This window comes from Bradyrhizobium sp. ORS 285, assembly GCF_900176205.1.
GTDB lineage: Bacteria > Pseudomonadota > Alphaproteobacteria > Rhizobiales > Xanthobacteraceae > Bradyrhizobium.
Genome location: NZ_LT859959.1, coordinates 4,428,498 through 4,454,332, shown reverse-complemented (window position 1 = coordinate 4,454,332; position 25,835 = coordinate 4,428,498). Strand labels below are relative to the sequence as shown.

26 protein-coding genes and 1 pseudogene are annotated in these 25,835 nt (G+C 66.9%); 16 read left to right on the top strand and 11 right to left on the bottom strand.

All coding sequences use genetic code 11. The features are described 5' to 3' along the window. Positions 1 to 10: 10 nt before the first annotated feature. Together BRAD285_RS20140 and BRAD285_RS20135 are read right to left on the bottom strand one after the other, a co-directional pair. Positions 11 to 226, bottom strand: coding sequence for a hypothetical protein (locus BRAD285_RS20140; protein WP_006609175.1), 216 nt, complete (start codon positions 224 to 226; stop codon positions 11 to 13). A 233-nt stretch (positions 227 to 459) separates the two neighbouring features. Then, positions 460 to 945: a hypothetical protein gene (locus BRAD285_RS20135; RefSeq protein WP_006609174.1), complete on the bottom strand. Its 486-nt coding sequence runs from the start codon at positions 943 to 945 to the stop codon at positions 460 to 462. 532 nt (positions 946 to 1,477) lie between these two features. Between BRAD285_RS20135 and BRAD285_RS20130 the strand changes: the two genes are divergently transcribed. The 3 genes from BRAD285_RS20130 to BRAD285_RS20120 are packed head-to-tail and all read left to right on the top strand — an operon-like array spanning position 1,478 to position 5,699. Further along, positions 1,478 to 2,137 (top strand): ABC transporter ATP-binding protein, encoded by a 660-nt coding sequence (locus BRAD285_RS20130; protein WP_172889884.1) that lies wholly within the window; start codon positions 1,478 to 1,480, stop codon positions 2,135 to 2,137. Further along, positions 2,131 to 4,497: an ABC transporter permease gene (locus BRAD285_RS20125; RefSeq protein ID WP_006609172.1), complete on the top strand. Its 2,367-nt coding sequence runs from the start codon at positions 2,131 to 2,133 to the stop codon at positions 4,495 to 4,497. Before BRAD285_RS20130 ends, BRAD285_RS20125 begins: the two co-directional genes overlap by 7 nt. Before the next feature lie 2 nt (positions 4,498 to 4,499). Next, a complete protein-coding gene (locus tag BRAD285_RS20120) occupies positions 4,500 to 5,699 on the top strand; it encodes an efflux RND transporter periplasmic adaptor subunit (RefSeq protein ID WP_006609171.1) in 1,200 nt (399 codons plus the stop codon). Between the two features lie 28 nt (positions 5,700 to 5,727). Here BRAD285_RS20120 and BRAD285_RS20115 read toward each other — a convergent pair. From BRAD285_RS20115 to BRAD285_RS35845, 3 genes and pseudogenes are all read right to left on the bottom strand, one after another. Then, positions 5,728 to 6,824: pseudogene (locus BRAD285_RS20115) on the bottom strand (D-alanine--D-alanine ligase family protein). Positions 6,825 to 6,896: 72 nt separating this feature from the next. Further along, a complete protein-coding gene (locus BRAD285_RS20110; protein ID WP_006609169.1) occupies positions 6,897 to 7,448 on the bottom strand; it encodes a thermonuclease family protein in 552 nt (183 codons plus the stop codon). Between the two features lie 138 nt (positions 7,449 to 7,586). After that, positions 7,587 to 7,757, bottom strand: a complete 171-nt coding sequence (locus BRAD285_RS35845) for a hypothetical protein (protein ID WP_006609168.1) — start codon at positions 7,755 to 7,757, stop codon at positions 7,587 to 7,589. A 280-nt stretch (positions 7,758 to 8,037) separates the two neighbouring features. Between BRAD285_RS35845 and BRAD285_RS20105 the strand changes: the two genes are divergently transcribed. Then, the gene (locus tag BRAD285_RS20105; RefSeq protein WP_006609167.1) at positions 8,038 to 9,264 is read left to right on the top strand and encodes a caspase family protein; all 1,227 of its coding nucleotides are present in this window, start codon (positions 8,038 to 8,040) and stop codon (positions 9,262 to 9,264) included. Positions 9,265 to 9,302: 38 nt separating this feature from the next. Here the strand turns inward: BRAD285_RS20105 and BRAD285_RS20100 are convergent, their stop codons facing one another. Genes BRAD285_RS20100 through BRAD285_RS20090 form a run of 3 tightly spaced genes read right to left on the bottom strand, consistent with a single transcriptional unit; the run spans position 9,303 to position 10,291 of the window. Continuing rightward, positions 9,303 to 9,518: a hypothetical protein gene (locus tag BRAD285_RS20100; RefSeq protein ID WP_006609166.1), complete on the bottom strand. Its 216-nt coding sequence runs from the start codon at positions 9,516 to 9,518 to the stop codon at positions 9,303 to 9,305. A 42-nt stretch (positions 9,519 to 9,560) separates the two neighbouring features. Continuing rightward, positions 9,561 to 9,971, bottom strand: coding sequence for an SRPBCC domain-containing protein (locus BRAD285_RS20095; RefSeq protein ID WP_006609165.1), 411 nt, complete (start codon positions 9,969 to 9,971; stop codon positions 9,561 to 9,563). Then, positions 9,968 to 10,291 carry a helix-turn-helix transcriptional regulator gene (locus BRAD285_RS20090; RefSeq protein WP_006609164.1) on the bottom strand — a complete coding sequence of 108 codons (324 nt, stop codon included), beginning with the start codon at positions 10,289 to 10,291 and terminating at the stop codon, positions 9,968 to 9,970. Before BRAD285_RS20090 ends, BRAD285_RS20095 begins: the two co-directional genes overlap by 4 nt. Positions 10,292 to 10,524: 233 nt before the next feature. On the opposite strand from BRAD285_RS20090, the gene BRAD285_RS20085 reads away from it, so the two are divergent. The 5 genes from BRAD285_RS20085 (at position 10,525) to BRAD285_RS20065 (ending at position 15,113) form a co-directional block, all read left to right on the top strand. After that, entirely contained in the window at positions 10,525 to 10,704 is a 180-nt protein-coding gene (locus tag BRAD285_RS20085; RefSeq protein ID WP_006609163.1) for a hypothetical protein, read from the top strand. Positions 10,705 to 10,745: 41 nt separating this feature from the next. Then, a complete protein-coding gene (locus tag BRAD285_RS20080; RefSeq protein ID WP_006609162.1) occupies positions 10,746 to 11,474 on the top strand; it encodes a sulfite exporter TauE/SafE family protein in 729 nt (242 codons plus the stop codon). Between the two features lie 526 nt (positions 11,475 to 12,000). Beyond that, complete coding sequence (locus tag BRAD285_RS20075; RefSeq protein WP_006609161.1) at positions 12,001 to 13,389, top strand: class II 3-deoxy-7-phosphoheptulonate synthase; 1,389 nt, start codon at positions 12,001 to 12,003, stop codon at positions 13,387 to 13,389. Beyond that, entirely contained in the window at positions 13,389 to 13,742 is a 354-nt protein-coding gene (locus BRAD285_RS20070) for a diacylglycerol kinase (RefSeq protein WP_006609160.1), read from the top strand. Before BRAD285_RS20075 ends, BRAD285_RS20070 begins: the two co-directional genes overlap by 1 nt. Positions 13,743 to 13,754: 12 nt before the next feature. Beyond that, positions 13,755 to 15,113: a nitrilase-related carbon-nitrogen hydrolase gene (locus tag BRAD285_RS20065; RefSeq protein WP_006609159.1), complete on the top strand. Its 1,359-nt coding sequence runs from the start codon at positions 13,755 to 13,757 to the stop codon at positions 15,111 to 15,113. Between the two features lie 39 nt (positions 15,114 to 15,152). Here the strand turns inward: BRAD285_RS20065 and BRAD285_RS20060 are convergent, their stop codons facing one another. Both BRAD285_RS20060 and BRAD285_RS20055 read right to left on the bottom strand, forming a co-directional pair. Further along, positions 15,153 to 16,316, bottom strand: coding sequence for a DUF2865 domain-containing protein (locus BRAD285_RS20060; protein WP_006609158.1), 1,164 nt, complete (start codon positions 16,314 to 16,316; stop codon positions 15,153 to 15,155). Positions 16,317 to 16,469: 153 nt separating this feature from the next. Further along, positions 16,470 to 16,778, bottom strand: coding sequence for a hypothetical protein (locus BRAD285_RS20055; RefSeq protein ID WP_006609157.1), 309 nt, complete (start codon positions 16,776 to 16,778; stop codon positions 16,470 to 16,472). A gap of 373 nt (positions 16,779 to 17,151) precedes the next feature. Here BRAD285_RS20055 and cysS point away from each other — a divergent pair, with 373 nt between their 5' ends. The 4 genes from cysS to BRAD285_RS20035 all read left to right on the top strand — a co-directional run bounded on the left by cysS (position 17,152) and on the right by BRAD285_RS20035 (position 21,267). Beyond that, positions 17,152 to 18,561, top strand: a complete 1,410-nt coding sequence (cysS, locus tag BRAD285_RS20050; protein ID WP_006609156.1) for a cysteine--tRNA ligase — start codon at positions 17,152 to 17,154, stop codon at positions 18,559 to 18,561. A 114-nt stretch (positions 18,562 to 18,675) separates the two neighbouring features. Further along, positions 18,676 to 19,176 (top strand): GNAT family N-acetyltransferase, encoded by a 501-nt coding sequence (locus tag BRAD285_RS20045; protein ID WP_006609154.1) that lies wholly within the window; start codon positions 18,676 to 18,678, stop codon positions 19,174 to 19,176. After that, positions 19,173 to 20,771, top strand: a complete 1,599-nt coding sequence (gene cimA / locus BRAD285_RS20040; protein ID WP_006609153.1) for a citramalate synthase — start codon at positions 19,173 to 19,175, stop codon at positions 20,769 to 20,771. Before BRAD285_RS20045 ends, cimA begins: the two co-directional genes overlap by 4 nt. Before the next feature lie 118 nt (positions 20,772 to 20,889). Then, complete coding sequence (locus BRAD285_RS20035; protein WP_006609152.1) at positions 20,890 to 21,267, top strand: VOC family protein; 378 nt, start codon at positions 20,890 to 20,892, stop codon at positions 21,265 to 21,267. Positions 21,268 to 21,270: 3 nt separating this feature from the next. On the opposite strand, the gene BRAD285_RS20030 is transcribed toward BRAD285_RS20035, so the two are convergent. Continuing rightward, the gene (locus tag BRAD285_RS20030) at positions 21,271 to 21,873 is read right to left on the bottom strand and encodes a TIGR00730 family Rossman fold protein (RefSeq protein WP_006609151.1); all 603 of its coding nucleotides are present in this window, start codon (positions 21,871 to 21,873) and stop codon (positions 21,271 to 21,273) included. 226 nt (positions 21,874 to 22,099) lie between these two features. Here BRAD285_RS20030 and BRAD285_RS20025 point away from each other — a divergent pair, with 226 nt between their 5' ends. The 3 genes from BRAD285_RS20025 to BRAD285_RS20015 all read left to right on the top strand — a co-directional run bounded on the left by BRAD285_RS20025 (position 22,100) and on the right by BRAD285_RS20015 (position 25,834). Further along, positions 22,100 to 24,043 carry an ABC transporter ATP-binding protein/permease gene (locus BRAD285_RS20025; RefSeq protein ID WP_035644262.1) on the top strand — a complete coding sequence of 648 codons (1,944 nt, stop codon included), beginning with the start codon at positions 22,100 to 22,102 and terminating at the stop codon, positions 24,041 to 24,043. A 120-nt stretch (positions 24,044 to 24,163) separates the two neighbouring features. Then, positions 24,164 to 24,862: a phosphatidylserine decarboxylase gene (locus tag BRAD285_RS20020; RefSeq protein WP_006609149.1), complete on the top strand. Its 699-nt coding sequence runs from the start codon at positions 24,164 to 24,166 to the stop codon at positions 24,860 to 24,862. 87 nt (positions 24,863 to 24,949) lie between these two features. Further along, positions 24,950 to 25,834 (top strand): phosphatidylcholine/phosphatidylserine synthase, encoded by an 885-nt coding sequence (locus BRAD285_RS20015; RefSeq protein WP_006609148.1) that lies wholly within the window; start codon positions 24,950 to 24,952, stop codon positions 25,832 to 25,834. The last annotated feature ends 1 nt before the right edge of the window (position 25,835 follow it).

Genomic DNA, 25,835 nt, shown 5'->3' with positions numbered 1-25,835 from the left:
ACCCGGCGCCTCAGTCCTCGTCGTGCTCGGCTTCGTCGAGCTCCTCCAGCTCCTCGCTCGCGTGGTCGATCACGTCGATGGCCTGCTGGACCTCGATGAGGCTCTTGACCGCAGTTTCCGTTTCGCCCTTCTTGTAGCCGGCCGAAACGGCCTTGGCCAAATTCAGGCGCAGTTCGACCAGCACATTGCGCGCGGTCAGGAAGATTTCGAGGTCGTTGTCGGCCATGGTGCTCCTCGTCAACGCTGTGCGTCGATTGGTAGCCGCGGCGTATGGCGGGCGTATGTCGGATCGGACGTGAATCGGCATGACGCTGTTGTGTTTCGCCCCCGAACTCGCTCGATCGGTGTTAGGCCGAGGGCACTATCACTGAAGTTGCTCGCGTGTAGGCCAGGGCGGCGCGGTCCATAACGTCTTCCATGCACCCGCTGTGCAATTGTCCAGCCGGAAGTCGACCCGGATCAGCGACAGCTCTGTTCCATAAGGCGCGATCTTGTAGATGTGCCTGACCGCTCCCGTACACACGTGTCGTTTCCCCCGGTGGCCTCGAACACCTGGTCGTCCTTGTTCCAGGTGACGAAGCCGGCACTGTCGGCTGCCACAAAGCCGCGTTCGGGGGCCATCTTTGCGAGCGGCAGCAACCGCGGCCGTCGGCTGTTCTGAAGGTCGAAGATTTCGTGCCTGATCGCGATCCCGAAACAGGGAACGAGCACGAATCGTTTGTTCTCGATGACGAGGAAACGGACGGGCAGCGTCTTGAGATCTTCCTTGTATCGGCAATTGGTCTGCTCGATCGCGCGCACGAGCTGCTTCGGCAAGAGCTCCGGATCGTGAATTTCGAATTCGCTTTGTCCCTGGAAGTCGATGCCGTCGAACTCAGCTTTTTCGTATTTCTTGATGTGGGGAGGCTTCGTCTTCGCTGCGTGCGGGCGCGGCGATCGCCGCAATCAGACAGAGCGCGATCAGCAACGTCCGAGAGATGGAGGGGCGGTGTCTGCTCACTGGTGTCCTTGCCATGATCGAGATTACTCAGGCCAATCCCTGAACTTGGGGCAACGATGTCGCTGGCCGGATATAGGCGTTCAGCGCTGCGACGCCAGCTCCTTGACTGCGCATGCCGGGCCGGGCGCGGGCGATCAGACGGTCATCAGCATGGGCTGGCAAAGGCCGGTGGCTTCCCGCATCTTCGGATAGAGGCTCCGTGGGCCACTCGGTGGCCGGGCGGCGTGCTGATGGACGTGATCGCAGCCGTCGAATGGACATGAAGGCGCGAGTGATTGCGCGCGCTTGACCTGCATCAACTGACACGGGCGGTTGCTGACCGATGGTTGGCGGGCATGGGACGCGGGACGCGTGCCGCCACGGAAGCACAGCTTGACGAGTCCGACCACCATCGACGACCCGAATGCTGCCGCGCCTCCGGAGCCACCGGGCGCCGCGCCCGTGTTCCGCGCCCGCAAGCTCTCCAAGACCTACCGCATGGGCGATGTCGAGGTGCATGCGTTGCGTGACGTCGATCTCGACATCTACGAGGGCGAGTTCGTGGTGCTGCTCGGACCCTCCGGCTCGGGCAAGTCGACCTTGCTGAACATCCTCGGCGGGCTGGACAGTCCGACGTCGGGCGACGCGCAATGGCGCGATCATCAGCTCGTCGGGGCCGACGATGCCGCGCTGACGCGCTACCGGCGCGAGCATGTCGGCTTCGTGTTCCAGTTCTACAATCTGATTCCGAGCCTGACCGTGCTCGAGAACGTCCAACTCGTGACGGAGATCGCCGACCGGCCGCTCGATCCGTTGGAGGTGCTGAAGCTCGTCGGCCTCGAGAAGCGGATCGATCATTTTCCGTCGCAACTGTCAGGCGGCGAGCAGCAGCGCGTGGCGGTGGCCCGCGCCATCGTCAAGGCGCCCGATGTGCTGCTATGCGACGAGCCGACCGGCGCGCTCGACTACGACACCGGCAAGGTGGTGCTGGCAGCGATCGCGCGCGCCAACGAGCGGCTCGGCACCACGACCATCGTCATCACCCACAATGCGGCGATCGCCGGCATGGCCGATCGCGTGCTGCGGCTCGGCGGCGGCCGCATCGTCGGCGAGACGCGCAACCCGCGGCGGCTCTCGGCCGAGGAGGTGACGTGGTGAGCCTGCTCAACCGCAAGCTCTGGCGCGACATCGGCGCCATGCGCGGGCAGGTGATCACCATCGCGCTGCTGGTCGCCGCGGGCGTCGCCGTGTTCGTCGGTTCGGTCTCGACCTATCAATCGCTGCGCGCAGGCTGCGAGCAGTTCTATGCGGAGGCGCGGTTTCCGCAGGTCTTCGTCACCCTGAAGCGCGCGCCGCTGGCGCTGGTCGCCCGGCTCAACGCGATCGCCGGCATCTTGGCGGTCGAGCCGCGCATCGTGCGCGAGGTCATCGTCGATGCGCCCGCCGCGTCGCAGCCGGTGTCGGCGCGCCTGGTCTCGCTCAGCCGCGCCGGCGACGAGCCGCTGGCCCGGCTGCATCTGCGCCGCGGCGCGGCGCCAGGGCCGGGCGATGCGCGCAGCGCCGCCGTCAACGAGGCCTTTGCGGAGGCGAACGGCGTCAAGCCCGGCGACGAGATCCGCGTGCTGCTCAACGGCCGGCTGCAGGCGTTCCGGGTCTCCGGCATCGCGCTGTCCTCGGAATATGTCTATGCGGTGCGGCCGGGATTGCCGATCCCGGACGATCGGCTCTACGCCATCCTGTGGGTCGACCGTAGCGCGGCCGAGGCCGCCTTCGACATGAAGGGGGCGTTCAACGACGCGGTGGTCGCGCTCGCGCCGGGGGCCGATGCGCAGCCCGTCATCGAGGAGCTCGACCGGCTGCTCGAGCCTTATGGCTCGATCGGCGCGATCGCGCGGCGCGACCAGCCCTCGAACCGCTTTCTCGAGGACGAGCTGAACCAGCAGAAGGTGATGTCGATCACCATTCCCATCATCTTCTTCGGCGTTGCCGCCTTCCTGCTCAACAGCGCGCTCGGACGGCTGGTCGCCGCGCAGCGTGAGCAGATCGCCGCGCTGAAGGCGCTGGGGTTTCCGACCTCGGCGCTGACGCTGCATTATCTCGCGCTGATGCTGGTGATCGTGCTGACCGGCTCTCTGCTCGGCATCGCCGGCGGCTTCGGCTTCGGGCAGGCGATGATTGCGAGCTATCATGGCTTCTTCCGCCTGCCGCAGTTGCCGTTCCGGCTTGCGCCGTGGGCGATGCTGGCGGGCGTCGCGATCAGCGCCGCCGCCGGGTCGCTCGGTGTCATCACCGCGCTACGGGCCGTCGTTGGCCTCGCGCCGGCGGAGGCGATGCGGCCGGCAATGCCGCTCGGCTTTCGCCGGTCCTGGATCGAACTGATCATGCCCGGCGGGGCACGGCGCGCGCGGCGGATGATGATGCTGCGCAACGTCGCGGGGCGTCCGTTCCGCTCACTGTTCACGGTCGTCGGCATCGCCTTTGCCGTGCCGATGATGGTGCTCGGAATCTTCTGGCGCGATGCGATCGGCGAGATGATCGAGCTGCAGTTCAACCTGGTCGAGCGCGGCAACGCCAGCATCACCTTTCCGCATCCGGTGGACCGCGCGGTGTTGCGTGATCTCGCACGCGAGCCGGGCGTGCTCTTGGCCGAGGGGCAGCGCATCGTGCCGGTGCGGCTGCGCGCCGGCCATCGCAGCTATTTGACCTCGGTGGTGGGGCTGGCACCGACCGACGAGTTGCGTCGGCCGCACGATGCGGCGCGTCGTCCGATCGTGGCGGTGCCGGACGGCCTCACGCTGACGCGACGGCTTGCCGAGCGGCTGGCGCTGAGCGCCGGCGATCTCGTCACGGTGGAAGCCATGGAGGGCCGGCGGCGCCGCCGCGACGTGCCGGTCAGCGCCATCGTCGACGAGGCGATCGGGATGGCGTCCTACATGGACATCGACACGCTCAACCGCTTCACCGGCGAAGGCACGGTGATCTCGGCCGCGAGCCTGCATGTCGATCCCACGGCGCTGGCCGCGCTCGGTACGCGGTTCAAGAGCCTGCCGATGATCGAATCCGTCTCGATGAAGGCCTATGCCGTCGCATCCTTCATGGACAAGATCGCGGGCCTGGTGTTCGTCACCGCAGGCATTCTCACCGGCTTCGCCGCGATCATCACCGTCGGCGTGGTCTACAACAGCGCCCGCATCAGCCTGCAGGAGCGGGCGTGGGAACTCGCCAGCCTGCGCGTGCTCGGCTTCACGCGGGCAGAGGTCGCGGGCATCCTGTTCGGCGAATTCGCGCTGGAGATCGCGGTCGGAATTCCGCTCGGGCTGCTGCTGTCGCGCGGCATCATCGCGCTGATCGCACGGTTGCATTCCAGCGAGTCTTTTCAGATTCCCGGCGTGATCGCGCCGCGGACCTATCTGATCGCCACCGCGGTGGTCTTGGCCAGCGCCGCGATCAGCGCCATCATCGTCCGCCGGCGGGTCGACCGGCTCGATCTGGTCGCCGCCCTCAAGACCAGGGAATGAGCATGAGTCTCGTGTTGCGCCGTATCGTCATCTTGTCAGCAGCTCTGGCGGTCGGCGCCGGTGTCGTCTGGATGATGATGCCGAGCCCGGTCCCGGTTGAGACGGCTGTCGTGACGCGAGGGCGGTTCGTTGCGACCGTCGAGGACGACGGCAAGACCCGGGTGCGCCAGCGCTACGTCGTCGCCGCGCCGCTCGCCGGACGTCTCGGACGCATCCGCTTCAAGGCTGGCGATCAGGTCAAGGCCGACGATGTGGTCGCCAGCATCACGCCGGCGCCGGCGCCGCTGCTCGATCCGCGCGCCCGCCGCGAGGTCGAGGAGCGGCTCGGCGCGGCCGAGGCCAATGTCGAGCGCGCCAAGGCGGTGGTGGCGCGGGCACAGGCGCAGAGCGCGCAGGCGAGCGCCGATCTGGCGCGCACCACGGCGCTGGCTGCCTCCGGGGCTGCGACGGCGCAGGCCAAGGAGCGCGCCGAGCTCGCGATGCGGATTGCCGAACGCGACCTGCGCGCAGCAGAATATGTCGACCATGCCGCCGGACACGAGCTCAACCAGCTCCGCGCGATGCTGGCGCGCTACGGCAGCAGCACCGATGCCGATGCGCCCGCGGAGAGCTGGACCATCACGGCACCGGTCGGCGGGCTCGTGCTGAAAGTGATCCAGGAGAGCGAGACGACGGTGCTGCCGGGCGCGGCGCTGCTCGAGCTCGGCGATCCCCATGATCTCGAAGTGGTCATCGATGTCTTGAGCACCGATGCGGTCGAGATCCGTCCCGGCGCCGACGTCACGATCGATCGCTGGGGCGGTCCGGGCCGGCTATTAGGCCGGGTTCGCCGCGTCGAGCCGGCGGCCTTCACCAAGATCTCGACGCTGGGCGTCGAGGAGCAGCGCGTCAACGTGCTGATCGACATCGTTTCGCCGGCCGAGCAATGGTCGCGGCTCGGCGATGGCTATCAGCTCGATGCCCAGATCGTCGTCTTCACCCAGGATGACGTAACCATCGTGCCGACCGGTGCGCTGTTCAAGCGCGGCGAGGACTGGTCGGTGTTCGCATTGAAGGACGGCCGTGCCGAGCTGCGCAAAGTAAGGATCATCCGCCGCTCCGGCCGGCTCGCGGCGGTGGCCGACGGCGTCGCCAGCGGCGATGTCGTGATCATCTATCCCAGCGATCGCGTTGCTGACGGCGCCAAGGTCGCGCCGCGTTGAGCTGCGGCGCCGGGCGGGCAAGAGCGCGTCAGCGCTGCGACGCCAGCTCCCGCAGCCGCGCGTGCCGCGCCAGCGCGTGCGCGATCAGTTCGTCCATCAGCGCCGGCTGGGGCAGGCCGGTGGCTTCCCACATTTCGGGTACATGCTGATGTTGGTGAAGCCGGGCAGGGTGTTCACCTCGTTGACGTAGACCTCCTCGCCGCGGACGAAGACATCGACGCGCGCGAGGCTCTCGCAACAGAGCACGCTGAACACCTCGACTGCCATCTTGCGGATGCGCGCGGCGAGCGCCGGCTCGACCTGCGCCGGGACATGCAGCGAGGCGCCCTTGGCGTCGGTGTATTTCGCCTCGTAGGAGTAGAAGCCGTGGCTGTCGGCCGGCACGATCTCGCCGAGCTCGGAGGCTTTGACCTCGCCGTTGGCGTGCTCCAGCACGGCGCATTCGATCTCGCGGGCCGGCGAGATGCAGCGCTCGATCAGGATTTTCCGGTCGAAGCGCAGCGCAAGCTTGCAGGCCGCATCGAATTCATCGGCGTTGCGCGCCTTGGAGATGCCGACGGAGGAGCCGAGATTGGCCGGCTTGACGAACAGCTCGGAAGAGCCGACGGCGGCGACCGCCGCTTCGTAGCTCACCGGCGCTGCTTCCGTCATCGTGACGAACGGCACGATCGGCAGGCCGGCGTCGCGCAGCAGACGCTTGGCGACGTCCTTGTCCATCGCCGCCGCCGATCCCATCACGCGCCCGCCGACATAGGCGACATCGGCGAGCTCCAGCGCGCCCTGAACGGTGCCGTCCTCGCCGTTGGGACCATGCAGCACCGGGAAGATGACATCGAAAGCGAGCTCGCGCGGGGCGCCGTCGCCAAGGACCAGCGCGCGGCCCTGGCCCGCGGGCAGCAGCACGATGGCGGGCCCGTCGGCAGGCACGGTCAGCGCCGTACCGGGCGCATCATTGGCGGCATCGGCAAGCACCCAGCGGCCGTCAGGGGCGATGCCGATCAAGGTGATCGCGTAGCGGCTGGCATCGAGCGAGCGAAAGATGTTGGCAGCGGAGGCCCGGGAGACGTCGTGCTCCGCCGAGCGTCCGCCGAACAGGATCGCCACGCGGATCTTCTTGTCAGTCATCGTTCGTCACCGGCCGTTGTCATTGCGGTGCGTGACCGTACAGCGAGAGCTCGGGCCATCGCAATCGCGCGTTCACCGAGATCGCATCTCGACATCCGAGCACAGCAGCGTCGTGCCGCCGGCATGCATGCAACTTCGGTAGAGCGGCGGCTCCACGAAGCGGCCGGACCAGATGCCGCGGCCGGCACGGCGCGCGGCGAGCTGGTCGGCCGCATACGCGCCGTGGGAATATTGCGGCTCCTCGAGCGCGAGGCCGTGCGACACCATGAACTGTCCGAGATCGGCGCCGCCGGCGGCGCAGCGCGCGACGATGCGGCCGTAGCGATCGCCCTCAATCGGGCGACAGCGCACGAGCTTGCCGCGTGCGAAAGCATCGAGCGTGTTGGCGGCCAGCGCGCCACAGCGATAGGGCTTGCGATCGCGACCACGGCAGAGCTGCGCACTCTCCGGCGCATCGATGCCCCACAGACGGATGCGCTCGCCGTGGACATCCAGCGTGTCGCCATCGACGACGCTGGCGCGGCCGATGAGATCGGCTGCGGTCGCGGGCTGAGTGGCCATGAAGGCGAGAACGACGCAGCAGAGGCGAAGGAAGATGGATCGCAAGATCGGGACCTGTGGCACGGAGGGGGACGAGCGTTCGCTGGCGCGAATCGACGCGGATCATCCTGCCCTATAGCTAAGCCGAGTTGTGCGATTGTGTGGCTGAACACCACGACGATGTCGCGGCAGCTATGATTAGCGCACGCGTTGCGGCGCGCCTCAGCTCACGCGCGACCCGTCGGCGCGCGCGGCGCGCTCGACTTCGGCGGCGAGGTTGCTGAGATGTTCGGCGAGGCGCGCGAATAGCTCGCGCTTGTCGCGGTCGGTGGCGAGGTCGCGGATGAGGGCACATTCGGCCGCGTCGGCCCGCAGCTTGTCGGGCTGGGTCATCAACTCTGACATCTTTCGCTTCCCTGCCGCGCCGGCAAGTTTTCGAAACGGCCATTGTTCAACATTGTTCCGCGAGGCGCAGGGATTTTTCGACCGGCTTGCTCATGGCCCGATCAGAATACCTCTGAATGACGCGGTCGTTCGCCGAGCCGAGCAACTGCTCACCAGGCGCACACGCCGAGCGCCGCCTCTGGCGAGACGGCAAGAGAGGCGCTGCGCTTTTCAGCTCCGACAGACCGCGTATAAGTTCCCCGGGTCAAGCGATCGTTTGGGGGAACCGATGCGGCGATGGATGGTGCTGGCGTTGGCAGCATTGAGTTGGCTCAGCCTGTGCGGTTCTGGGCTGGCTGATACGCGCATCGCGCTGGTCATCGGCAACTCCGCCTATCGCAGCGTCAGCCGGCTCGACAATCCCAAGCATGATGCAGCGCTGATGGCGGAGACGCTTCAAGGTCTCGGCTTCGACCTGGTCGGCGGCAGTGCGCGGCTCGATCTCGACGAGGCCACGATGCGCCGCGCCGTGCAGGAGTTCGGCGCCAAGGCGCGCGGCGCCGATGTCGCGCTGGTGTATTATGCCGGCCATGGCGTGCAGGTGCGCGGCGCCAACTATCTGGTGCCCGTCGACGCCAACCCGTCGCGCGAGGCCGATGTCGATTTCCAGATGCTCGACGTCAACGTCGTGCTGCGGCAGATGGAGAGCGCGGGCACCAAGCTCAATCTCGTGATCCTCGATGCCTGCCGCAACAATCCGTTCGGCGGCCGCGGCCTGCGCGACGGCACCAGCGGCCTTGCGCAGATGCGCGCGCCAGAGGGGACGCTGATCTCGTTCGCGACCCAGCCCGGCAATGTCGCGCTCGACGGCCGCGATGGCAACAGCCCATTCACCAAGGCGCTCGCCGAGACGATCCGGCGGCCCGGCCTCGACATCTTCAAGACGTTCAACCAGGTCGGGCTGGAGGTGAAGCGGGCGACCGGGGGCACCCAGCAGCCCTGGGTGTCGAGCTCGCCGGTTGACGGCGACTTCTTCTTCGCCGGCCAGACGGTCGCGCCGGCCTCGACGTCGCCCTCGGCGGCGGGACCGTCGCCGGATCCGGCCGAGCGCGCCTGGGCAGTGACGCAGAACACCACCAGCATCGCCGTGCTCGAGGATTTCGTGCGTCAGTTCGGCGCGACGCCCTACGGCTCGATGGCGCGGGCGCGCATCGATGAGCTGAAGACGACGCAGACGGCTGCGCGGCCGGCGGAGTCGCCGATCGAGCGCGCGCAGGCGATCCTGCCCAATCCGCATCTCGTGCCGCGCATGATCAAGCGCAACGTCTCGCAGGGCTATCTCAATCTGCGCCGGGAGCCGGGGCAGAAGTCGGAGATCCTGACCCGCATTCCCGCCGGCGAGACCGCGATGGTCGGCGGGTGCCTGATGCCCGGCGACGGTGTCAGCCGGTTCACGTCGTGCCGCGCCGTCTGGAACGGCGTCGTCGGCTGGGTGTCGTCGAACGGGCTGGAGTAGGGCGCGCCAAAGCGTAGGTCTTCAGCGATCGCGTCGGCTCAACTTTCCGCCCTGACGGGTCTCGGCGCGAAATAGGGCCGAGCGAACAGATACAGCCCGGTGGCCAGCAGCACGATCAGCGGGATCAAGGCCAGCAGGCCGATCCAGAACGCCGGCTGTGTCTGCGCCATCGCCACGATGTTGATGATGACGCCGAGCGTGAAGGCGATCGACACCCAGCGATGGACCTGGCGGATGGTGTTGGTCGAGTTCATCTGTTCCTCCCCATGATGATGTTGCCCTAGACTCTTTGCGGCTCAGTCGAGCCGCGCCAGAGTCTGCTCCAGCCCGTCGAAGAACTTCGGCCAGCCGTAGCGGGCGCCCTGATAGGCGCGGGTCTGGTCGGCGGCGAAGCCGGTCTGCTCCATGCGCAGATGTGTTCCTGTCGCGGTCGGCGTCAGCGTCCAGGTCACGACGCTGTCGAGGCCGAGCGCGGCCCAGCTGTAGGACAGCATCTTCTGCGGCTCGATGGTCATGACCTGGCAATCGACGACGCCCCAATCGGCCTTCAGCTTGAAGCGATGATCGACCGCCGGCACGAAGTCGTTGGCCATCAGCCATTCCGCAATCAGATGCGGCTGCGTCAGGGCGCGCCAGAGTTTTTCGGGCGGATGCGCGAATTCGCGCTCGACGATGACGGTGCGGGTCTCCGGCGAAGCTGAGGTCATTGATCCATCCTGTTGAGCAGAGTTTCCAGATCGTCGAACCGGCTCTCCCAGAACGCGGCCATGCGGCTGGTCCAGTCGAGCAGCGGCGCCAGCGCCTTCGGCTGCGCGCGATAATGCGTCCGGCGGCCTTCGTGCCGCTCACGCACCAGGCCCGCCTGCTTGAGCTGGCCGAGATGCTTCGACACCGCCGGTTGCGACACGCCGGCTTTGGCGGTCAGCGCGCTGACCGTCTGCTCGCCATGGCGGCACAGCCCCTCGAAGATCGCGCGCCGCGTCGGATCGGCGAGCGTGCGGAACAGCAGGTCGGGAGAGCGGGCCATTCGATCCATAACTCGTTGGTTATGAAATATTGCATAACCACCGAGTTATGGGTTGGTCAAGCGGCAATTGGCGTGACGTGAGGATGAGATGGCTGATGACGCACGAGAGAGCCGATCAGATCGACACCCTCCGCTTGCGAGAAGCAGGACGTGCACCCTGGTCCTCCGCTCGGGGGACGCTGAGGGGACGCTGAGCTGCTAGCAATCCGATACCACCTGCGGGAGTGACGGACATGCAAGCCAATCAAGATCCGATGCAGCGCAAGCCGGTCACGCCGAGGCCGGTGCTCGCCACCGCCGTGCTCGTCACGTTCCTCATCCTGCACATCGTCGCGGTTGCAATCCTGCGAGGGGCCGACACACGGGACGGTGCGCCCCCGAAGCCGGTTGCGACGCTCCAATCGTTCGATTGACCAGCACTCTCATTTTCAAGCTCATCAGCCGGAGAGTTTTCATGCCCGGGCTCGGATCATTCTTGCTGCTCAGTGCCGCCGTTTTCTTCGGCGCCTTCGTCTCCGGCCTGGCCGGATTTGCCTTTTCCGCCGTGGCCGGCGCGATCCTGCTGCACAGCCTGCAGCCGCTGGAAGCTGTGCCGTTGATGATGGCGTGCAGCGTCGGCGTGCAGGCCACCAATCTCTGGGCGCTTCGCAGCAGCATCCGGTGGAGGGAGAGCCTCGTTCTGATTGTGGGCGGACTGCTCGGCGTGCCGCTCGCGCTGTGGCTATTGCACAACGCGGATGCGCGCCTGTTTCAGCAGGTGTTCGGCGCGACCATTGCGATCTACGCCGGCACCATGCTGTTCAAGCCCGCGCTCGGCAGCCTTCAGCCGATGAACCGCAGCCGCACCGCCATCGTCGGCTTCGGCGGCGGTCTCATCGGCGGCCTCACCGCGATGCCGGGCGCGCTGCCGACGATCTGGTGCGAAATGCACGGCCTGCCGAAGACCGAGCAGCGCGGTCTTGTGCAACCGTTCATCGCCGCCATCCAGCTCGCCTCGCTCGCGGTGATGCTGGCCCGCCAGGACCTGTCGTCCAAGGTGGTCATCGATCTAGCCTTGAGCATCCCGGCATTGCTCGCCGGCACCGCGCTCGGCATCCTCGCCTTCCGCAAAGTCAACGACGCGCTGTTCAGGAAGATCATCCTCGGAATTCTGCTGGCGTCGGGGCTGCTGCTGGTGGTCTGAATCGTTCTGACCAAGTCACGCATGTCATCGGAGAGGGGCGTCGACCACTCTCCGCGTTGCGTTCGAATTGTCATGACCGAAGCGGCGGCGGTGCGCCGATCCGCGACCCAGACTCCGCGGCGGCAATTGGCTTGCGCAAGCGCCGGCATCTCGCGTCACGACGCTCTCCGGTGGTCAGGGATCCCGGCGTGCGCCGGGATGGCGGGGGTGTAGGGGTAGCGCCGGTGAATCCGGGACAAGACGCGACGTTCGAGAAGAGAAAGTCGCCACGATCGTCATTGCGAGCGGAGCGAAGCAATCCAGAGTCCCGCCCATCGCCCTGGATTGCTTCGCTGCGCTCGCAATGACGGGGAGAGCAGGGTCTCCATGACACCGGAATCTTGGCCGGGACGAATCCATCCATCGCCGCAAGGGCTTGGCCGAACGACTCAAATTCCAGATGGCAGTTGGTAGACAGGCTGTGTATAAGGCGGCGCGCCGCTGTTGGGGAACGAAGCGCGCTGATGTCGAGAGGGAGTAGAGAGCCATGACGGAGCGCTGGAGCCCGGAGAGCTGGCGGTCCAAGCCGGTGCAGCAGGTGCCCGACTATCCCGACCAGAAAGCGCTGGCCGAGGTCGAGGCGCAGCTGTCGACCTTCCCGCCGCTGGTGTTCGCCGGCGAAGCGCGCAACCTGAAGAAATCGCTGGCGCGGGTCGCCGCGGGCGAGGCGTTCCTGCTGCAGGGCGGCGACTGCGCCGAGAGCTTTGCCGAGCACGGCGCCAACAACATCCGCGACTTCTTCCGCGTGCTGCTGCAGATGGCGGTGGTCATGACCTATGCCGGCGCAGTGCCGGTGGTGAAGGTCGGCCGCATCGCCGGCCAGTTCGCCAAGCCGCGCTCGTCGCCGACCGAGAAGATCAATGGCGTCGAGCTGCCGAGCTATCGCGGCGACATCGTCAACGACACCGCCTTCACCGCCGAAGCGCGCATCCCCAATCCGCAGCGTCAGCTCGACGCCTACCGGCAGTCGGCGGCCACCTTGAACCTGCTGCGCGCGTTCGCGACCGGCGGCTTCGCCAATCTCGGCAGCGTGCACCAGTGGATGCTGGGCTTCGTCAAGGATAGCCCGCAGTCGCGGCGCTACAAGGAGCTGGCCGATCGCATTTCCGAGGCGCTCAACTTCATGCGCGCCTGTGGCCTCGATCTCGAAAGCCATCCGGAGCTGCGTGCGACCGATTTCTACACCAGCCATGAAGCGCTGCTGCTCGGCTACGAGCAGGCCTTCACCCGCGTCGACTCCACGACCGGCGATTGGTACGCGACCTCAGGCCATTTCATCTGGATCGGCGACCGGACCCGCCAGCTCGATCACGGCCATGTCGAATATTTCCGCGGCATCAAGAATCCGATCGGCCTGAAATGCGGCCCGTCGCTGAAGCCGGACGAGCTGATCAAGCTGATCGACATCCTCAACCCCGACAACGAGCCGGGCCGGCTGACCCTGATCAACCGCTTCGGCGCCGACAAGGTCGGCGATCACCTGCCGGGGCTGATCCGCGCGGTGCAGCGGGAGGGGCGCAAGGTGGTGTGGTCGTGCGATCCGATGCACGGCAACACCATCACCTCGAACTCCGGCTACAAGACCCGGCCGTTCGACCGCATCATCTCCGAGGTGCGCGCGTTCTTCGCAGTGCATGCCGCGGAGGGCACCCATGCCGGCGGCATTCATCTGGAGATGACCGGCAAGGATGTCACCGAATGCATCGGCGGCGCGCGCGCGATCACCGATGAGGATCTCAACGACCGCTATCACACGGTGTGTGATCCCCGGCTGAACGCCGAGCAGTCGATCGACATGGCGTTCCTGATCGCCGAGCTGCTGAAGCAGCAGCGCGGCGGCAAGTCGTCCCCGATTCCGGCGGTCGCGGGCTTCTGATGCTGCGTCTCTGGCGCGCGACGCTCAACTCGCGCAATGGACTGGCCTTCGCGCTCCGCTCCGAGCAGGCGGTGCGCGAGGAGGTGATCGCGCTGATCCTGGCGCTGCCGCTCGCTTACGTGATCGGCGCGACGCCGATGCGCAGCGTCGAGCTGGTCTGCGCTGTCATGCTGGTGCTGGTCGTCGAGCTGCTCAACACCGCGATCGAAAAGCTCGCCGATCGCCTGACCACCGAGCACGATCTGCAGATCGGCCGCGTGAAGGACCTCGGCTCCGCCGCCGTGGGCGCCGCGCTGCTGATGTCCGGCGGCTTCTGGCTGTTCGCGATCGCCGAGCGGCTCGGGCTGTTGTGAATGAGCTGAGCGATGGCCGCTGACAGCTTCCGGATCACGCTGGCCCAGCTCAATCCCGTGGCCGGCGATGTCGCGGGCAACGCGGCGAAGGTGCGCGAGGCGCGCAGCAAGGCGGCGGCCGATGGCGCCGATCTCCTGGTGCTGCCCGAGCTGTTCCTCGCCGGCGCTCCGCCGCAGCAGTCCATTCTGGACGCCGCGTTTTTGTCAGCGTGCCGCGCGGCGATCGAAGCGCTGGCACGCGAGACCGCGGATGGCGGACCGGCCGTGCTGATCGGCGCGCCCTGGCTCGAAGACGGCAAGCTGTATAACGCCGTCGCGCTGCTCGACGCCGGCCGCGTCGCCGCCACGCGCCTCAAGATCAATCTGCCTGATGATCAGAAGCGGTCGTTCACGCGCGGACCCGCGGCCGGCCCGGTCAGCGTGCGCGGTGTGCGCATCGGCATCGCGATCGGCGAGGACATCTGGCCCGAGAGGCCCGGCGACGAGAACGTCGTCGAGACCCTGGCGGAGACCGGCGCCGAGTTGGTCGTGGTCCCCGCCGCCGCTTGCTATGTGCGCGGCGGCGGTGATCGGCGGCTCTCGGCTGCGGTGGCCCGCGTGACCGAAAGCGACCTGCCGCTCATCTGGCTCAACCAGACCGGCGGGCAGGTCGGCCAGGTGTTCGACGGCGCGTCCTTCGCGCTCAACGCCGATCTTTCCGTGGCCGCACAACTCCTGGCCTTCGTCGAAGACGTCACCACGCTGGCGTGGAGCAGGGATGCGGACGGCTGGCAAGGCGCGGGGCCGGTGGCCAAGCTGATCGAGGGCGACGAGGCCGACTACGCGGCGCGCGTGCTGGGCCTGCGCGACCACGTCGCCAAGAGCGGGTTCGATGGAGTCGTGCTTGGGCTGACCGCGAGTCTCGACACCGCGCTGTCATTGGCGATTGCGGTGGATGCACTCGGGCCCGCGAAGGTGCGCGGCGTCGTGCTGGCCGGGGCGGACATGGCGGCGCAGGCACAAGAGGTGGCGATCGCGGCCGCGGCGCGGCTCGGTGTTGCCGCCGAGGTGATGCCGATCGCGGCCGCTGTCGCCGGCTTCGAGACCATCCTGCCGGGACAGCTTGCGAGCGGCCCGCATCGCGCGCTGCTGGCGCAGGTGCGCGCGACGCTGCTGAATGCGCTGGCGAGTCTCTTCGGCGCTCTCGCCCTCGGCACGGGGGAAGCATCGAAACTGCAAGGCGACGAGATCGGCCGCGGCTTCAATCTCCTCGCCGACATCCCTCCCGCGCAGCTCAGTCGCCTCGCAGCGCTGCGCAACCGCTGGCAGCCTGCGGACGCGCTCGGAGCGCTCGGCGAGGTCATTGCGCCGGATCTCATCTGCGGCGACTGACGCGCGCGACGACCGAGGCTGACGCCCCGGCGATTCCGCTTAGCGCGCCGGGATGAAGGTCGGGCCCACCGTGCGGATCTGCTTGTCGCCCGCGGCGCCGTCGGCGGTCGCCGTGTTCGGAGCTGCGGCCTCGGCCGGCGCCGCGCCCTTCTTGGCAGCGGTGGCCGGCGGCTTGGCGGTCTGGCGCTGCTGCATCCGCTTGGCGCTTTCCTCCGTGACGATGATGTCGCCTTGCTCGGCGGCGGAGGCCCGCTCGTCGATCGACTTCAGCGCCTCGGCCCAGGTCTGGCCCGGCGCCTTGCAGGAGCAGCTCGGGTTGAACTCGGTGCGATATTTGAACGCGTTCGGCAGCGCGCTGTAGGACTGGCCGTTGATCGAGACCGCCTGGTTCATGTCCTCGCCGGGATTGCGATAGGTGAACAGCGTCGCCTCGGCGGCGGGGCACTGCGCCTTGCAGGCGCGCTCGTCATCGGCGAAGCGGCCGGGAACGGTGGCGAACGAGATCGGGAAATAGGCGCCGTCGCAGGTGCGCACGCAGACGGTGCGATAGGTGCCTTGCGGCGCGGCGAGATCGGCGCTCGGCGGGGGCAGCGAAGCGGCCGGGTTGGTCTCGCCGCCGCCGCCGAACAGGCTGGTCAGGAAGTTGCCGCCGGCATTGCCGCCGCCGCGATTCGCGTTTGCATATTGCTGGTATTGCGGACCGCAATTGTTCTGGCCGAGCGCAGCCAGCACCGAGCGTCGCTGGTTGTCGCGCTCGCCGCCGAACCCGCCGCCGCGCAGCCGCTCCAGGCTGCCGGTGATCTGGTCCAGGTTCGAGCGCATCTGCTGGATCTGGTTGTTGATCGGCTGGCATTCGGCAGCGCGGCCGTTGAAGATCGAGAAGAAGCCGGGGCTGTCGCAGCCCGAGCGCTTGGCCTGCATGCTGACCCGATCTAGCTCCGCCTGCTGCTTGGCCGCCGCGTCCTGATAGCGCCGGATCTGGTCCTCGCGCGCGGGATCGCCGCCACCGCCGCGATCGATCGTGGCGAGCTGCGCCTCGAGGCGCGGGCAGATCGGGTTCACGCCGGCCTGCGCACCCGGAGGGCCCGGCGGCATCTGCGCATAGGAATCGGAACTGGACTGGGCCAGGGCCTGCGAGCCGGTCAGGGAGAGGCCGAGCAACGCAGAAAAGGCCAGCAGGCGCGGAGACAGGGATGCGATCAAGATGCGGTATTCCGGTCCATGGGTGCTGCCGCGGAGCTAGCACAGAATTCGGAAAATTCGCGGCAGCGGCGGGCATCCCATAGCCGCTTTGTCGGGCATCGTCACGTCGTTTCCGGGGCGCCCCGGTGGCGGGAACAGCCGTTCCCTGGCGTCTCAGCGCTGGCAGGTGATGGCGACGTAGTCGCTGCAGGCGCCATGAGCGCAGCTTCCGCCGGCTTTCGGCACGGATCCCGTGATTTCATCAGGGTCGACGCGGCGGTAGGATGAGGCCTGCGCAAAATCGCGTGATTGGCAATAGGAGCGGGCGGCGGAGGCGCCGCATCGGTCGCCCTTGGCCAGGCACTGGTCGACGCCATAGCCGTCGGCTTCGTTGGCGATGATGAAGATTCGGCTCTCTGCGGAGGCTGATGTCGCGACGGCGAGGAGAGCACAGCAGGCGAGCAGGCCTGAGGAGAATCGCATGGTGCACCGGTGGCTGTAGGAAACGCCCCATGGTTAGGCCAAAAAGGTTAATAATGATTAACCTTGAGGCAGGGCCGGAGCGTTTGAGCGGCGAAAACGGCCGTTTTGCGGCTCTTGACGGCAACACCCCGCTGGATCATGGTGAAACCCATGAACGGTTTCCTCGCCATCTGCTGCATTTGCCGCGAGATTACGCGCTAGCGATTCGCTGGCTGAGGCCGTCTTTTCTCAACAGAGATGATCAGGACGCCCGGCCGGCAGGTCGGTAGCGTGATTTTGGCCGTGGCCGCCCTTAATCCGGGCCGTCATCTGGCGCAGGACACCCGTTGCGTCTCGCCCGGCGGGACGTGGCACAGGCATTCGGGGACTGACCATGGACTTGCGTTTGTACGACACCGCGTCGCGGGAGAAGCGCCCCTTCGTGCCGCTCGATCCCAACAATGTCCGCATGTATGTCTGCGGACCGACGGTCTACGACTTCGCCCATATCGGCAACGCACGGCCGGTGATCGTCTTCGACGTGCTGTTCCGGCTGCTGCGGCATGTCTATGGCCCTGAGCATGTGACCTATGTCCGCAACATCACGGACGTGGATGACAAGATCAACGCGCGCGCGGCGCGGGATTTTCCTGGCCTGCCGCTCAACGAGGCGATCCGCAAGGTCACCGAAGTCACGGCCAATCAGTTCCACAGCGACACGGCGGCGCTCGGCAGCCTGCCGCCGACCTTCGAGCCGCGCGCCACCGATTTCGTGTTGCCGCGTCCCGACGGCAAGGCCGACATGGTCACCCTGATCAAGCAGCTGATAGCGCGTGGCCACGCCTATGAAACGGGCGGTGAGGTGCTGTTCGATACTCAGTCGATGCCGGACTATGGCGCGCTGTCGGGCCGCAGGCTCGACGAGCAACTCGCCGGTGCGCGCGTCGCTGTCGATGCGCACAAGAAGAACCCGGCCGACTTCGTGCTGTGGAAGCAATCCTCGGACGAGGAGCCGGGCTGGGACAGCCCGTGGGGCCGCGGCCGTCCGGGCTGGCACATCGAATGCTCGGCGATGAGCGCGGCCTATCTCGGCGAGGTCTTCGACATCCATGGCGGCGGGCTCGACCTGATCTTCCCGCATCATGAGAACGAGATCGCGCAATCGCGCTGCGCCCATGGCACGTCCGTGATGGCGAACTACTGGCTGCATAACGAGTTCGTGCAGGTCGAGGGCGCGAAGATGTCGAAGAGCCTCGGCAACTTCGTCACCATTCGCGACCTCCTGGCCGACTGGCCGGGCGAGGTGCTGCGGCTGAACATGCTCAAGATGCACTATCGCTCGCCGGCCGACTGGACGGTCAAGAACCTGGAGGAGAGCGCGAAGACGCTCGACGACTGGTATCGCGTCGCCGCCGATGCGCCGGGCGAGCAGCCGGAGCCTGCGATCATCAATGCCTTGCTCGATGACATCAACACGCCGCTGATGATTGCCGAGTTGCATGCGTTGCGAAGCCGTGCGGCGTCCGGGGGAGAAGCCGAGCGGGCGGCGTTCGCCGGCTCGCTGCGCTATGTCGGCTTCCTGTCCGAGACGTCAGCGCAATGGGAAGCCCGCAAGCAGGAGGCCAAGGGCGTCGACGCGGCCAAGGTCGAGGGCTTGATCGCCGAGCGGGCCGCTGCGCGGGCGCGCAAGGACTTCAAGGAATCCGATCGCCTTCGCGACGAGCTGGTCGCCATGGGAGTCGTGCTCAAGGACGGCAAGGGTGCCGACGGCAAGCCGGTCACGACCTGGGAGATCGCGCGATGAAGAGGCCCGACACGCCGTTCCCGCGGCACTGGCTGTACTACATCGTGATCAAGCTCGCGGTGATCGCGGGCGCCGTGGCGCTGGTCACGAAGCTCTATGGGACCTGGTGAGGATATGGGACAGTCACTGCCGAAGGCCGCGCTGCGGCCGTTTCTCCCGACCGATACGCCGGTGCTGGCCGCGATCTTCGCCGCGAGCATTCAGCAGCTCACCTCTGACGATTACAGCGAGGAGCAGCAGGAGGCCTGGGCCGCCGCGGCCGATGACGAAGCGAGCTTCGGCAAGAAGCTGGCGTCGACGCTGACCTTGATCGCGACCTTGCAGGGCTCGCCGGTCGGCTTCGCCTCGCTGAAGGGCAATGATCACATCGACATGCTCTACGTCCATCCGAGCGTCGCGGGGCAGGGCGTCGGCGCGATGCTGTGCGATGCGCTGGAGAAGCTCGCCGGCGCGCGCGGCACCACCGGGCTGCTGGTCGACGCCAGCGACACCGCGGTGGATTTCTTCCGCAAGCGCGGCTACGTCGCGCAGCAGCGCAACAGCGTCTCGATCAATGGCGAGTGGCTCGCCAACACCACGATGAAGAAGCCGCTCGGCGCAGGGGCGCAATCATGAGCAGGGAACGCGTCTATCTGTTCGATACCACCTTGCGCGACGGCGCGCAGACCAACGGTGTCGATTTCACTTTGGCCGACAAGCAGGTGATCGCGCGCCTGCTCGACGAGCTCGGCATCGACTATGTCGAGGGCGGCTATCCCGGCGCCAACCCGCTCGACACGGAGTTCTTCGCCCATAAGCCCAAGCTCGGTCACGCCCGCTTCACCGCCTTCGGCATGACACGGCGCGCCGGGCGCTCGGTCTCCAATGATCCCGGCGTCGCGGCGCTGCTGGAGGCCAAGGCGGACGCGATCTGCTTCGTCGCCAAATCCTCCGCCTATCAGGTCCGCGTCGCGCTCGAGACCACCAATGAGGAGAACCTCGCCTCGATCCGCGACAGCGTGACCGCGGCGAAGGCCGCGGGGCGCGAGGTGATGCTCGACTGCGAGCATTTCTTCGACGGCTACAAGGAGAATGCCGAATTCGCGCTCGCCTGCGCCCGCACCGCCTATGAGGCCGGCGCGCGCTGGATCGTGCTGTGCGACACCAATGGCGGCACCATGCCGCATGAGATCGAGGCGATCGTCGGCCAAGTCGTCAAGCATGTGCCAGGCGATCACCTCGGCATCCACGCCCATAACGACACTGAGCAGGCGGTGGCGAATTCGCTCGCTGCGATGCGCGCGGGCGTGCGGCAGATCCAGGGCACCCTCAACGGCCTCGGCGAGCGCTGCGGCAACGCCAATCTGTGCTCGCTGATCCCGACGCTCAAGCTGAAGTCGGAGTTCTCCGAGCGCTTCGAGATCGGTGTCTCCGACCAGCAGCTCGCGAGCCTGATGAAGGTGTCGCGCACGCTCGACGACATGCTCAACCGGGCGCCAAACCGGCACGCGCCTTACGTCGGCGAGAGCGCCTTCGTCACCAAGACCGGCATCCATGCCTCGGCCGTGCTGAAGGATCCGCACACCTATGAGCATGTCCTGCCGGAGAGCGTCGGCAATCATCGCAAGGTGCTGGTGTCGGATCAGGCCGGCCGCTCCAACGTCATCGCGGCGCTGGAGCGCGGCGGCATTCCGTTCAGCAAGAGCGATCCGAAGCTGACGCGGCTGGTCGAGGAGCTGAAGGAGCGCGAGTCGCTAGGCTACGCCTATGAGTCCGCCAATGCCTCGTTCGAGCTGCTGGCGCGGCGCACGCTCGGCTCCGTGCCGGAGTATTTTCGGGTCGAGCAGTTCGACGTCAATGTCGAGCAGCGCTACAACGCGCTCGGCGAGCGCGTCACGGTGGCGCTGGCGGTGGTCAAGGTCGACGTCGCCGGCGAGCGGCTGATCTCGGCGGCGGAAGGCAACGGCCCGGTCAACGCGCTCGACGTCGCGCTGCGCAAGGATCTCGGCAAGTACCAGGGTTTCATCGACGGCCTGAAGCTGATCGACTACCGCGTCCGCATCCTCAACGGCGGCACCGAGGCGGTGACGCGCGTGCTGATCGAGAGCGAGGACGAGACAGGTGAGCGGTGGACGACGGTCGGCGTATCGCCGAACATCATCGATGCCTCGTTCCAGGCGCTGATGGACTCGGTGTTCTACAAACTGGTGAAGTCAGGCGCGGCGGGATGAGTTAGGGGACCGTCATTGCGAGCGAAGCGAAGCAATCCCAGGACCGAGTGCGCGGCTCTGGATTGCTTCGTCGCTTCGCTCCTCGCAATGACGAAAGGAGAGAGCGGGGAGCAAACGCATGATCGACCACGTCTCCGTCGGCGTCAGCGACCTCGTCCGTAGCGCCCGCTTTTATGAGCTGGCCCTGGCGCCGCTCGGCATGACCCGGCTGATCGAACGGCCGGCGACTATCGGCTTCGGCAAGACTTATCCGGAGCTGTGGATCAACTTGCGAGCGGGAATGCCGCGTATTTCGCCCGACACGGGCTCGCATATCTGCTTCCGTGCCAAGACCACCGCCGAGGTCGATGCGTTCCACGCGGCCGCGGTGGAGGCGGGCGGTGTCTCCGATGGCGCGCCGGGGCTGCGGCCGCACGATCGCGTGCGCTATTATGCGGCCTTCGTGCTCGATCCCGACGGCAACCGGATCGAGGCCGTGACGTTTCCGAGCGAGTAGGGCTCAGAGCCGCTTGGCGATCTCCGGCGCCATCTGCGTCTCTTCCTTGGCGACGCGGGCGGCAGCCTCGCGCAGCCGCGGCAGGATGTCCTCGGCGCGGTCGGCCTTGAGCAGCTCGATCTGGAAGCCCGGGCGGATGAACTCGGTCTCGCGCATATGGGCGAGCAGGGAGAACAGCGGCTCCCAGAAGCCGTCGATGTTGGCCATCAGCACGGGCTTGGCGTGGCGGCCGAGCTGCTTCCAGGTCAATTGCTCGACCAGCTCTTCGAGCGTGCCGACGCCGCCGGGCAGGGCAACGAACGCATCGGAGTGCTCGAACATCAGCCGCTTGCGCTCGTGCATGTCGGGCGTGACGATGAGATCCTTGAGCGGCATCATGACTTCCTTCTTCACCAGGAAGTCCGGAATGATGCCGGTGACGTCGCCGCCGTGATCCAGCACGGACTTGGCGACCGCGCCCATCATGCCGATGGAGCCGCCGCCATAGACGAGCCGGACGCCGTTCTCGGCGAGCGCCTTGCCGAGTGCTTTCGCCGATTCGATGAAGCTGGGATTGGTGCCGGGGCCGGAGCCGCAATAGACACAGACGGTGCGAATATCAGTCATTGGACGGGTGTGACACTGCAACTGAAAGGCGTCAAGACGAGGGCGGATGGAGCGGTTCGCGGAGTTTTACGGGCAATCCAGGCGATCTGAATCAAGTTATGCAATTACTGCGCCGCCGCAACGGATTCCGTCGACGGGCGGGTGCATCTGGCGGTCGGACACTCTATATGGGGCGGGCCGCCCCGCCTCATAACAGGCCAACACCCCCGCTGTTCCAGATCGTTTGATGCCTCCCGATTCGTCTCCTCATCATGGCGCCGCCCAGCCGCAAGCCTCCCTCGAGCAGGGAACGCTGGCCGGCACCTTGCGGCACCTCTGGCCCTTCATCTGGCCGAGCGATCGCGCCGACCTGAAGATGCGCGTGCTGTGGTCGGTGGTGCTGCTGCTGGCAGCCAAGGTCGCCACCCTGGTGCTGCCCTTCACCTTCAAATGGGCGACGGACGCGCTGACCGGGGCCAACACCGCGCCGATCAAGCCGGACGATTGGGCATTCTGGCTGGTGGCCTCGCCGATCGTGATGACCGCGAGCTACGGCGCGGTGCGCGTGCTGATGGCCGTCCTGACGCAATGGCGCGACGGTATCTTCGCCCGCGTCGCCATGCATGCGGTCCGCAAGCTCGCCACCATCACCTTCGTCCATATGCACGAGCTGTCGCTGCGCTTTCATCTGGAGCGCAAGACCGGTGGATTGACGCGCGTGCTCGAGCGCGGCCGCAACGCCATCGAGACGATCGTGCGCATGGTGATCCTGCAGCTGATCCCGACCATCGTCGAGGTGTCGCTGCTGACCGCCGTGCTGCTCTGGCAGTTCGACTGGCGCTATGTGCTGGTCACGCTGACCATGGTCGGCGCCTATCTCTATTATACGTACATCGCGACCGAGTGGCGGATCGAGATCCGGCGCCGGATGAACGACTCCGACACCGACGCCAACACCAAGGCGATCGATTCGCTGCTGAACTACGAGACGGTGAAGTATTTCGGTGCCGAGGCGCGCGAGGCCGAGCGCTACGACCGATCGATGGAGCGCTACGAGCGCGCCAGCGTGAAGACCTACACCTCTCTGGCCGTGCTGAATGCGGGGCAGGCGGTGATCTTCACGATCGGCCTGACGGTGGCGATGCTGATGTGCGCCCAGGGCGTGCGCGAAGGGCGCAACACGGTCGGCGACTTCGTCATGATCAACAGCATGATGATCCAGCTCTACCAGCCGCTGAACTTCATGGGTATGGTGTATCGCGAGATCAAGCAGGCGATCATCGATATCGAGATGATGTTCGGCGTGCTCACCAGGGATGCCGAGGTCAAGGACGCGCCCGGTGCCAAGCCGCTGGTGGTGACATCGGGCGCTGTCCGCTTCGAGGACGTCCGCTTCGCCTATGAGCCGGAGCGGCCGATCCTGCAGGGGCTGAGCTTCGAGGTGCCGGCCGGCAAGACCGTTGCGATCGTCGGTCCGTCCGGCGCCGGTAAGTCGACCATCTCCCGGCTGCTGTTCCGGCTGTATGACGTCTCCGGCGGCCGCATCCTGATCGACGGCCAGGATATCCGCGACGTCACCCAGGTGTCGCTGCGGGCGCAGATCGGCATGGTGCCGCAGGACACCGTGCTGTTCAACGACACCATCCGCTACAACATCCGCTATGGCCGCTGGGATGCCGACGATGCCGCGGTCGAGGAGGCGGCGCGGCTGGCGCAGATCGACGGCCTGATCCGGATGGCGCCGAAGGGCTACGAGACCCAGGTCGGCGAGCGCGGCCTGAAGCTGTCGGGCGGCGAGAAGCAGCGCGTCGCGATCGCCCGCACCATTCTCAAGGGGCCGCCGATCCTGGTGCTCGACGAGGCCACCTCGGCGCTCGACAGCCATACCGAGCACGAGATCCAGGAGGCGCTGGACGGCGTGTCGCGCAACCGCACCTCGCTGGTGATCGCGCACCGGCTGTCGACCATCGTCGCCGCCGACGAGATCATCGTGCTCGACCGCGGCGGGATCGCCGAGCGGGGCACCCATGCCGACCTCCTGGCCCGCGGCGGGCTCTATGCCGGCATGTGGAACCGGCAGCGCGAGGCCGAGGAGGCGCGCGAAAAGCTGGCCCAGATCGGCGACGAGGCGGCCGCGCCGAACCGAAATCCGCCGTTAGCGACCGATCCGGTGGCCACCGCCGCCGAATGAGCCCTTCGAACCGCCTTGATCCACAGTTAAGGAATCATTTTGACCTTCGCCGCGCAGCGACCTAGTCAAGGCGGCGGTCCGCTCTGAGGTCAGAGGGACGACATCTCAACGAAGCAGGCCATGTCGATCAGCAATTCCATCCGTGCCCAGATCCCGCCGATCCATCCCGAAGGCTATCCGTTCATCGGCGCCTTCGCCCTGGTCAGCCTGATCCTGTTCTGGATCTTCACGCCGCTCGGCTGGATCGGCACCTTGCTCACCGTCTGGTGTGCGCTGTTCTTCCGCGATCCGATCCGCGTCACCCCGCAGCGGGACGGGCTGGTGGTGTCGCCGGCCGACGGGCGCGTCTCCATGATCACCCGGGCTCTGCCGCCCGCCGAGCTCGGCCTCGGTGACCGGCCGCTGCTGCGGGTGTCCATCTTCATGAGCGTGTTCAACGTCCATGTGAATCGCAGCCCGGTGGCCGGCCGGATCGAGAAGATCTCGTATCGCCCCGGCGCCTTTCTCAATGCCGAGCTCGACAAGGCGAGCGAGGACAATGAGCGCAACTCGCTGGCGATCTCGACGCCGCACGGCAAGATCGGCGTGGTGCAGATCGCGGGCCTCGTGGCGCGGCGGATCGTTTCGTTCGTGCGAGAGGGGCAGACGTTGGGGGCAGGCGAGCGCTTCGGCCTGATCCGCTTCGGCTCGCGGCTCGACGTCTATTTTCCCGACGGCGTCGAGGTTCTGGTCTCCGAAGGACAGACCGCGATCGCCGGTGAGACCATCCTGGCCGATTTCGACGTCACGGTGCCCGGCCTGAGCTTCCGGAGTCAGTGAACCGCCGCCCGGTCGGCGTGACTCATTAACGGGACCTTGGGCCGCGTCGCGGCACAAGGTTTGGACCATCCACTTTGCGGTGTGATCATGAGCTTCGATCCGACCTCTCCCGACCTGCGCCGTCGCCGCTTCCGCCCGATCCCGGTGCGGCTGCTGGTGCCGAACATGATCACCTTGCTGGCGATCTGCGCCGGCCTGACCGCGATCCGGCTGTCGACCGAAGGGCGCATGGAGCTCGCGGTCGGCGCCATCGTCTTCGCCGCCTTCCTGGACGGCATCGACGGCCGCATCGCCCGCATGATCAAGGGCCAGTCGAAATTCGGCGCGGAGCTCGACAGCCTCGCCGACTTCGTCAATTTCGGCGTCGCGCCCGGTCTCATCCTGTATTTCTGGCAGCTCCATGAGCTGCGTGACGGCGGCTGGATCGCCGCAATGATGTACGCCATCAGCGGCGGGCTGCGGCTGGCGCGCTTCAATGCCAGCATCGATGATCCCAACAAGCCGCCCTTCGCCGCCAATTTCTTCACCGGCGTGCCGGCGCCGCTCGGCGCCATCACCGTGCTGCTGCCCGTCTATCTCGCCTTCCTCGACCTGCCCAGGCCGCCGGCGCTGGTGACGGCGCTCTACACGCTCTTGATCGCCTTCCTGATGGTGTCGCGGCTGCCGGTGTTTTCCGGCAAGACCACGCGGATGCGCGTCTCGCCGGAACTCGTGCTGCCGGTGTTCGCCGCCGTGGTGTTCTTCGTCGCGCTGATCGTGGTCTATCCCTGGCACATCCTGTCGGCGGTCTCGATCCTGTACATGGTGAGCCTGCCGTTCGGGTGGCGGCTGTACCGCCAGCAGGCGGCGCGGCATGCCGCGGCTCTGGCCGCTGCCGCGGCAGCCCCGCAGTCGCCGTCACCCGCGGCGCCGACATTCACGCCGGGTGCCGCACCCGAGCAGGAGCAGCGACCGCAGGAGCGGCTGCACTGAG

Bases quoted from the DNA above. Each gene is read 5' to 3' on its own strand.
- cimA (WP_006609153.1), top strand. From the start codon at position 19,173: ATGAGCAGGGAACGCGTCTATCTGTTCGATACCACCTTGCGCGACGGC.
- BRAD285_RS20020 (WP_006609149.1), top strand. From the start codon at position 24,164: ATGTCGATCAGCAATTCCATCCGTGCCCAGATCCCGCCGATCCATCCC.
- BRAD285_RS20075 (WP_006609161.1), top strand. From the start codon at position 12,001: ATGACGGAGCGCTGGAGCCCGGAGAGCTGGCGGTCCAAGCCGGTGCAG.
- BRAD285_RS20055 (WP_006609157.1), bottom strand. From the start codon at position 16,778: ATGCGATTCTCCTCAGGCCTGCTCGCCTGCTGTGCTCTCCTCGCCGTC.
- BRAD285_RS20015 (WP_006609148.1), top strand. From the start codon at position 24,950: ATGAGCTTCGATCCGACCTCTCCCGACCTGCGCCGTCGCCGCTTCCGC.
- BRAD285_RS20105 (WP_006609167.1), top strand. From the start codon at position 8,038: ATGCGGCGATGGATGGTGCTGGCGTTGGCAGCATTGAGTTGGCTCAGC.
- BRAD285_RS20030 (WP_006609151.1), bottom strand. From the start codon at position 21,873: ATGACTGATATTCGCACCGTCTGTGTCTATTGCGGCTCCGGCCCCGGC.
- BRAD285_RS20085 (WP_006609163.1), top strand. From the start codon at position 10,525: ATGCAAGCCAATCAAGATCCGATGCAGCGCAAGCCGGTCACGCCGAGG.
- BRAD285_RS20045 (WP_006609154.1), top strand. From the start codon at position 18,676: ATGGGACAGTCACTGCCGAAGGCCGCGCTGCGGCCGTTTCTCCCGACC.
- BRAD285_RS20120 (WP_006609171.1), top strand. From the start codon at position 4,500: ATGAGTCTCGTGTTGCGCCGTATCGTCATCTTGTCAGCAGCTCTGGCG.
- cysS (WP_006609156.1), top strand. From the start codon at position 17,152: ATGGACTTGCGTTTGTACGACACCGCGTCGCGGGAGAAGCGCCCCTTC.
- BRAD285_RS35845 (WP_006609168.1), bottom strand. From the start codon at position 7,757: ATGACCCAGCCCGACAAGCTGCGGGCCGACGCGGCCGAATGTGCCCTC.
- BRAD285_RS20090 (WP_006609164.1), bottom strand. From the start codon at position 10,291: ATGGCCCGCTCTCCCGACCTGCTGTTCCGCACGCTCGCCGATCCGACG.
- BRAD285_RS20080 (WP_006609162.1), top strand. From the start codon at position 10,746: ATGCCCGGGCTCGGATCATTCTTGCTGCTCAGTGCCGCCGTTTTCTTC.
- BRAD285_RS20140 (WP_006609175.1), bottom strand. From the start codon at position 226: ATGGCCGACAACGACCTCGAAATCTTCCTGACCGCGCGCAATGTGCTG.
- BRAD285_RS20065 (WP_006609159.1), top strand. From the start codon at position 13,755: ATGGCCGCTGACAGCTTCCGGATCACGCTGGCCCAGCTCAATCCCGTG.
- BRAD285_RS20035 (WP_006609152.1), top strand. From the start codon at position 20,890: ATGATCGACCACGTCTCCGTCGGCGTCAGCGACCTCGTCCGTAGCGCC.
- BRAD285_RS20025 (WP_035644262.1), top strand. From the start codon at position 22,100: ATGCCTCCCGATTCGTCTCCTCATCATGGCGCCGCCCAGCCGCAAGCC.
- BRAD285_RS20100 (WP_006609166.1), bottom strand. From the start codon at position 9,518: ATGAACTCGACCAACACCATCCGCCAGGTCCATCGCTGGGTGTCGATC.
- BRAD285_RS20130 (WP_172889884.1), top strand. From the start codon at position 1,478: ATGGGCGATGTCGAGGTGCATGCGTTGCGTGACGTCGATCTCGACATC.
- BRAD285_RS20095 (WP_006609165.1), bottom strand. From the start codon at position 9,971: ATGACCTCAGCTTCGCCGGAGACCCGCACCGTCATCGTCGAGCGCGAA.
- BRAD285_RS20070 (WP_006609160.1), top strand. From the start codon at position 13,389: ATGCTGCGTCTCTGGCGCGCGACGCTCAACTCGCGCAATGGACTGGCC.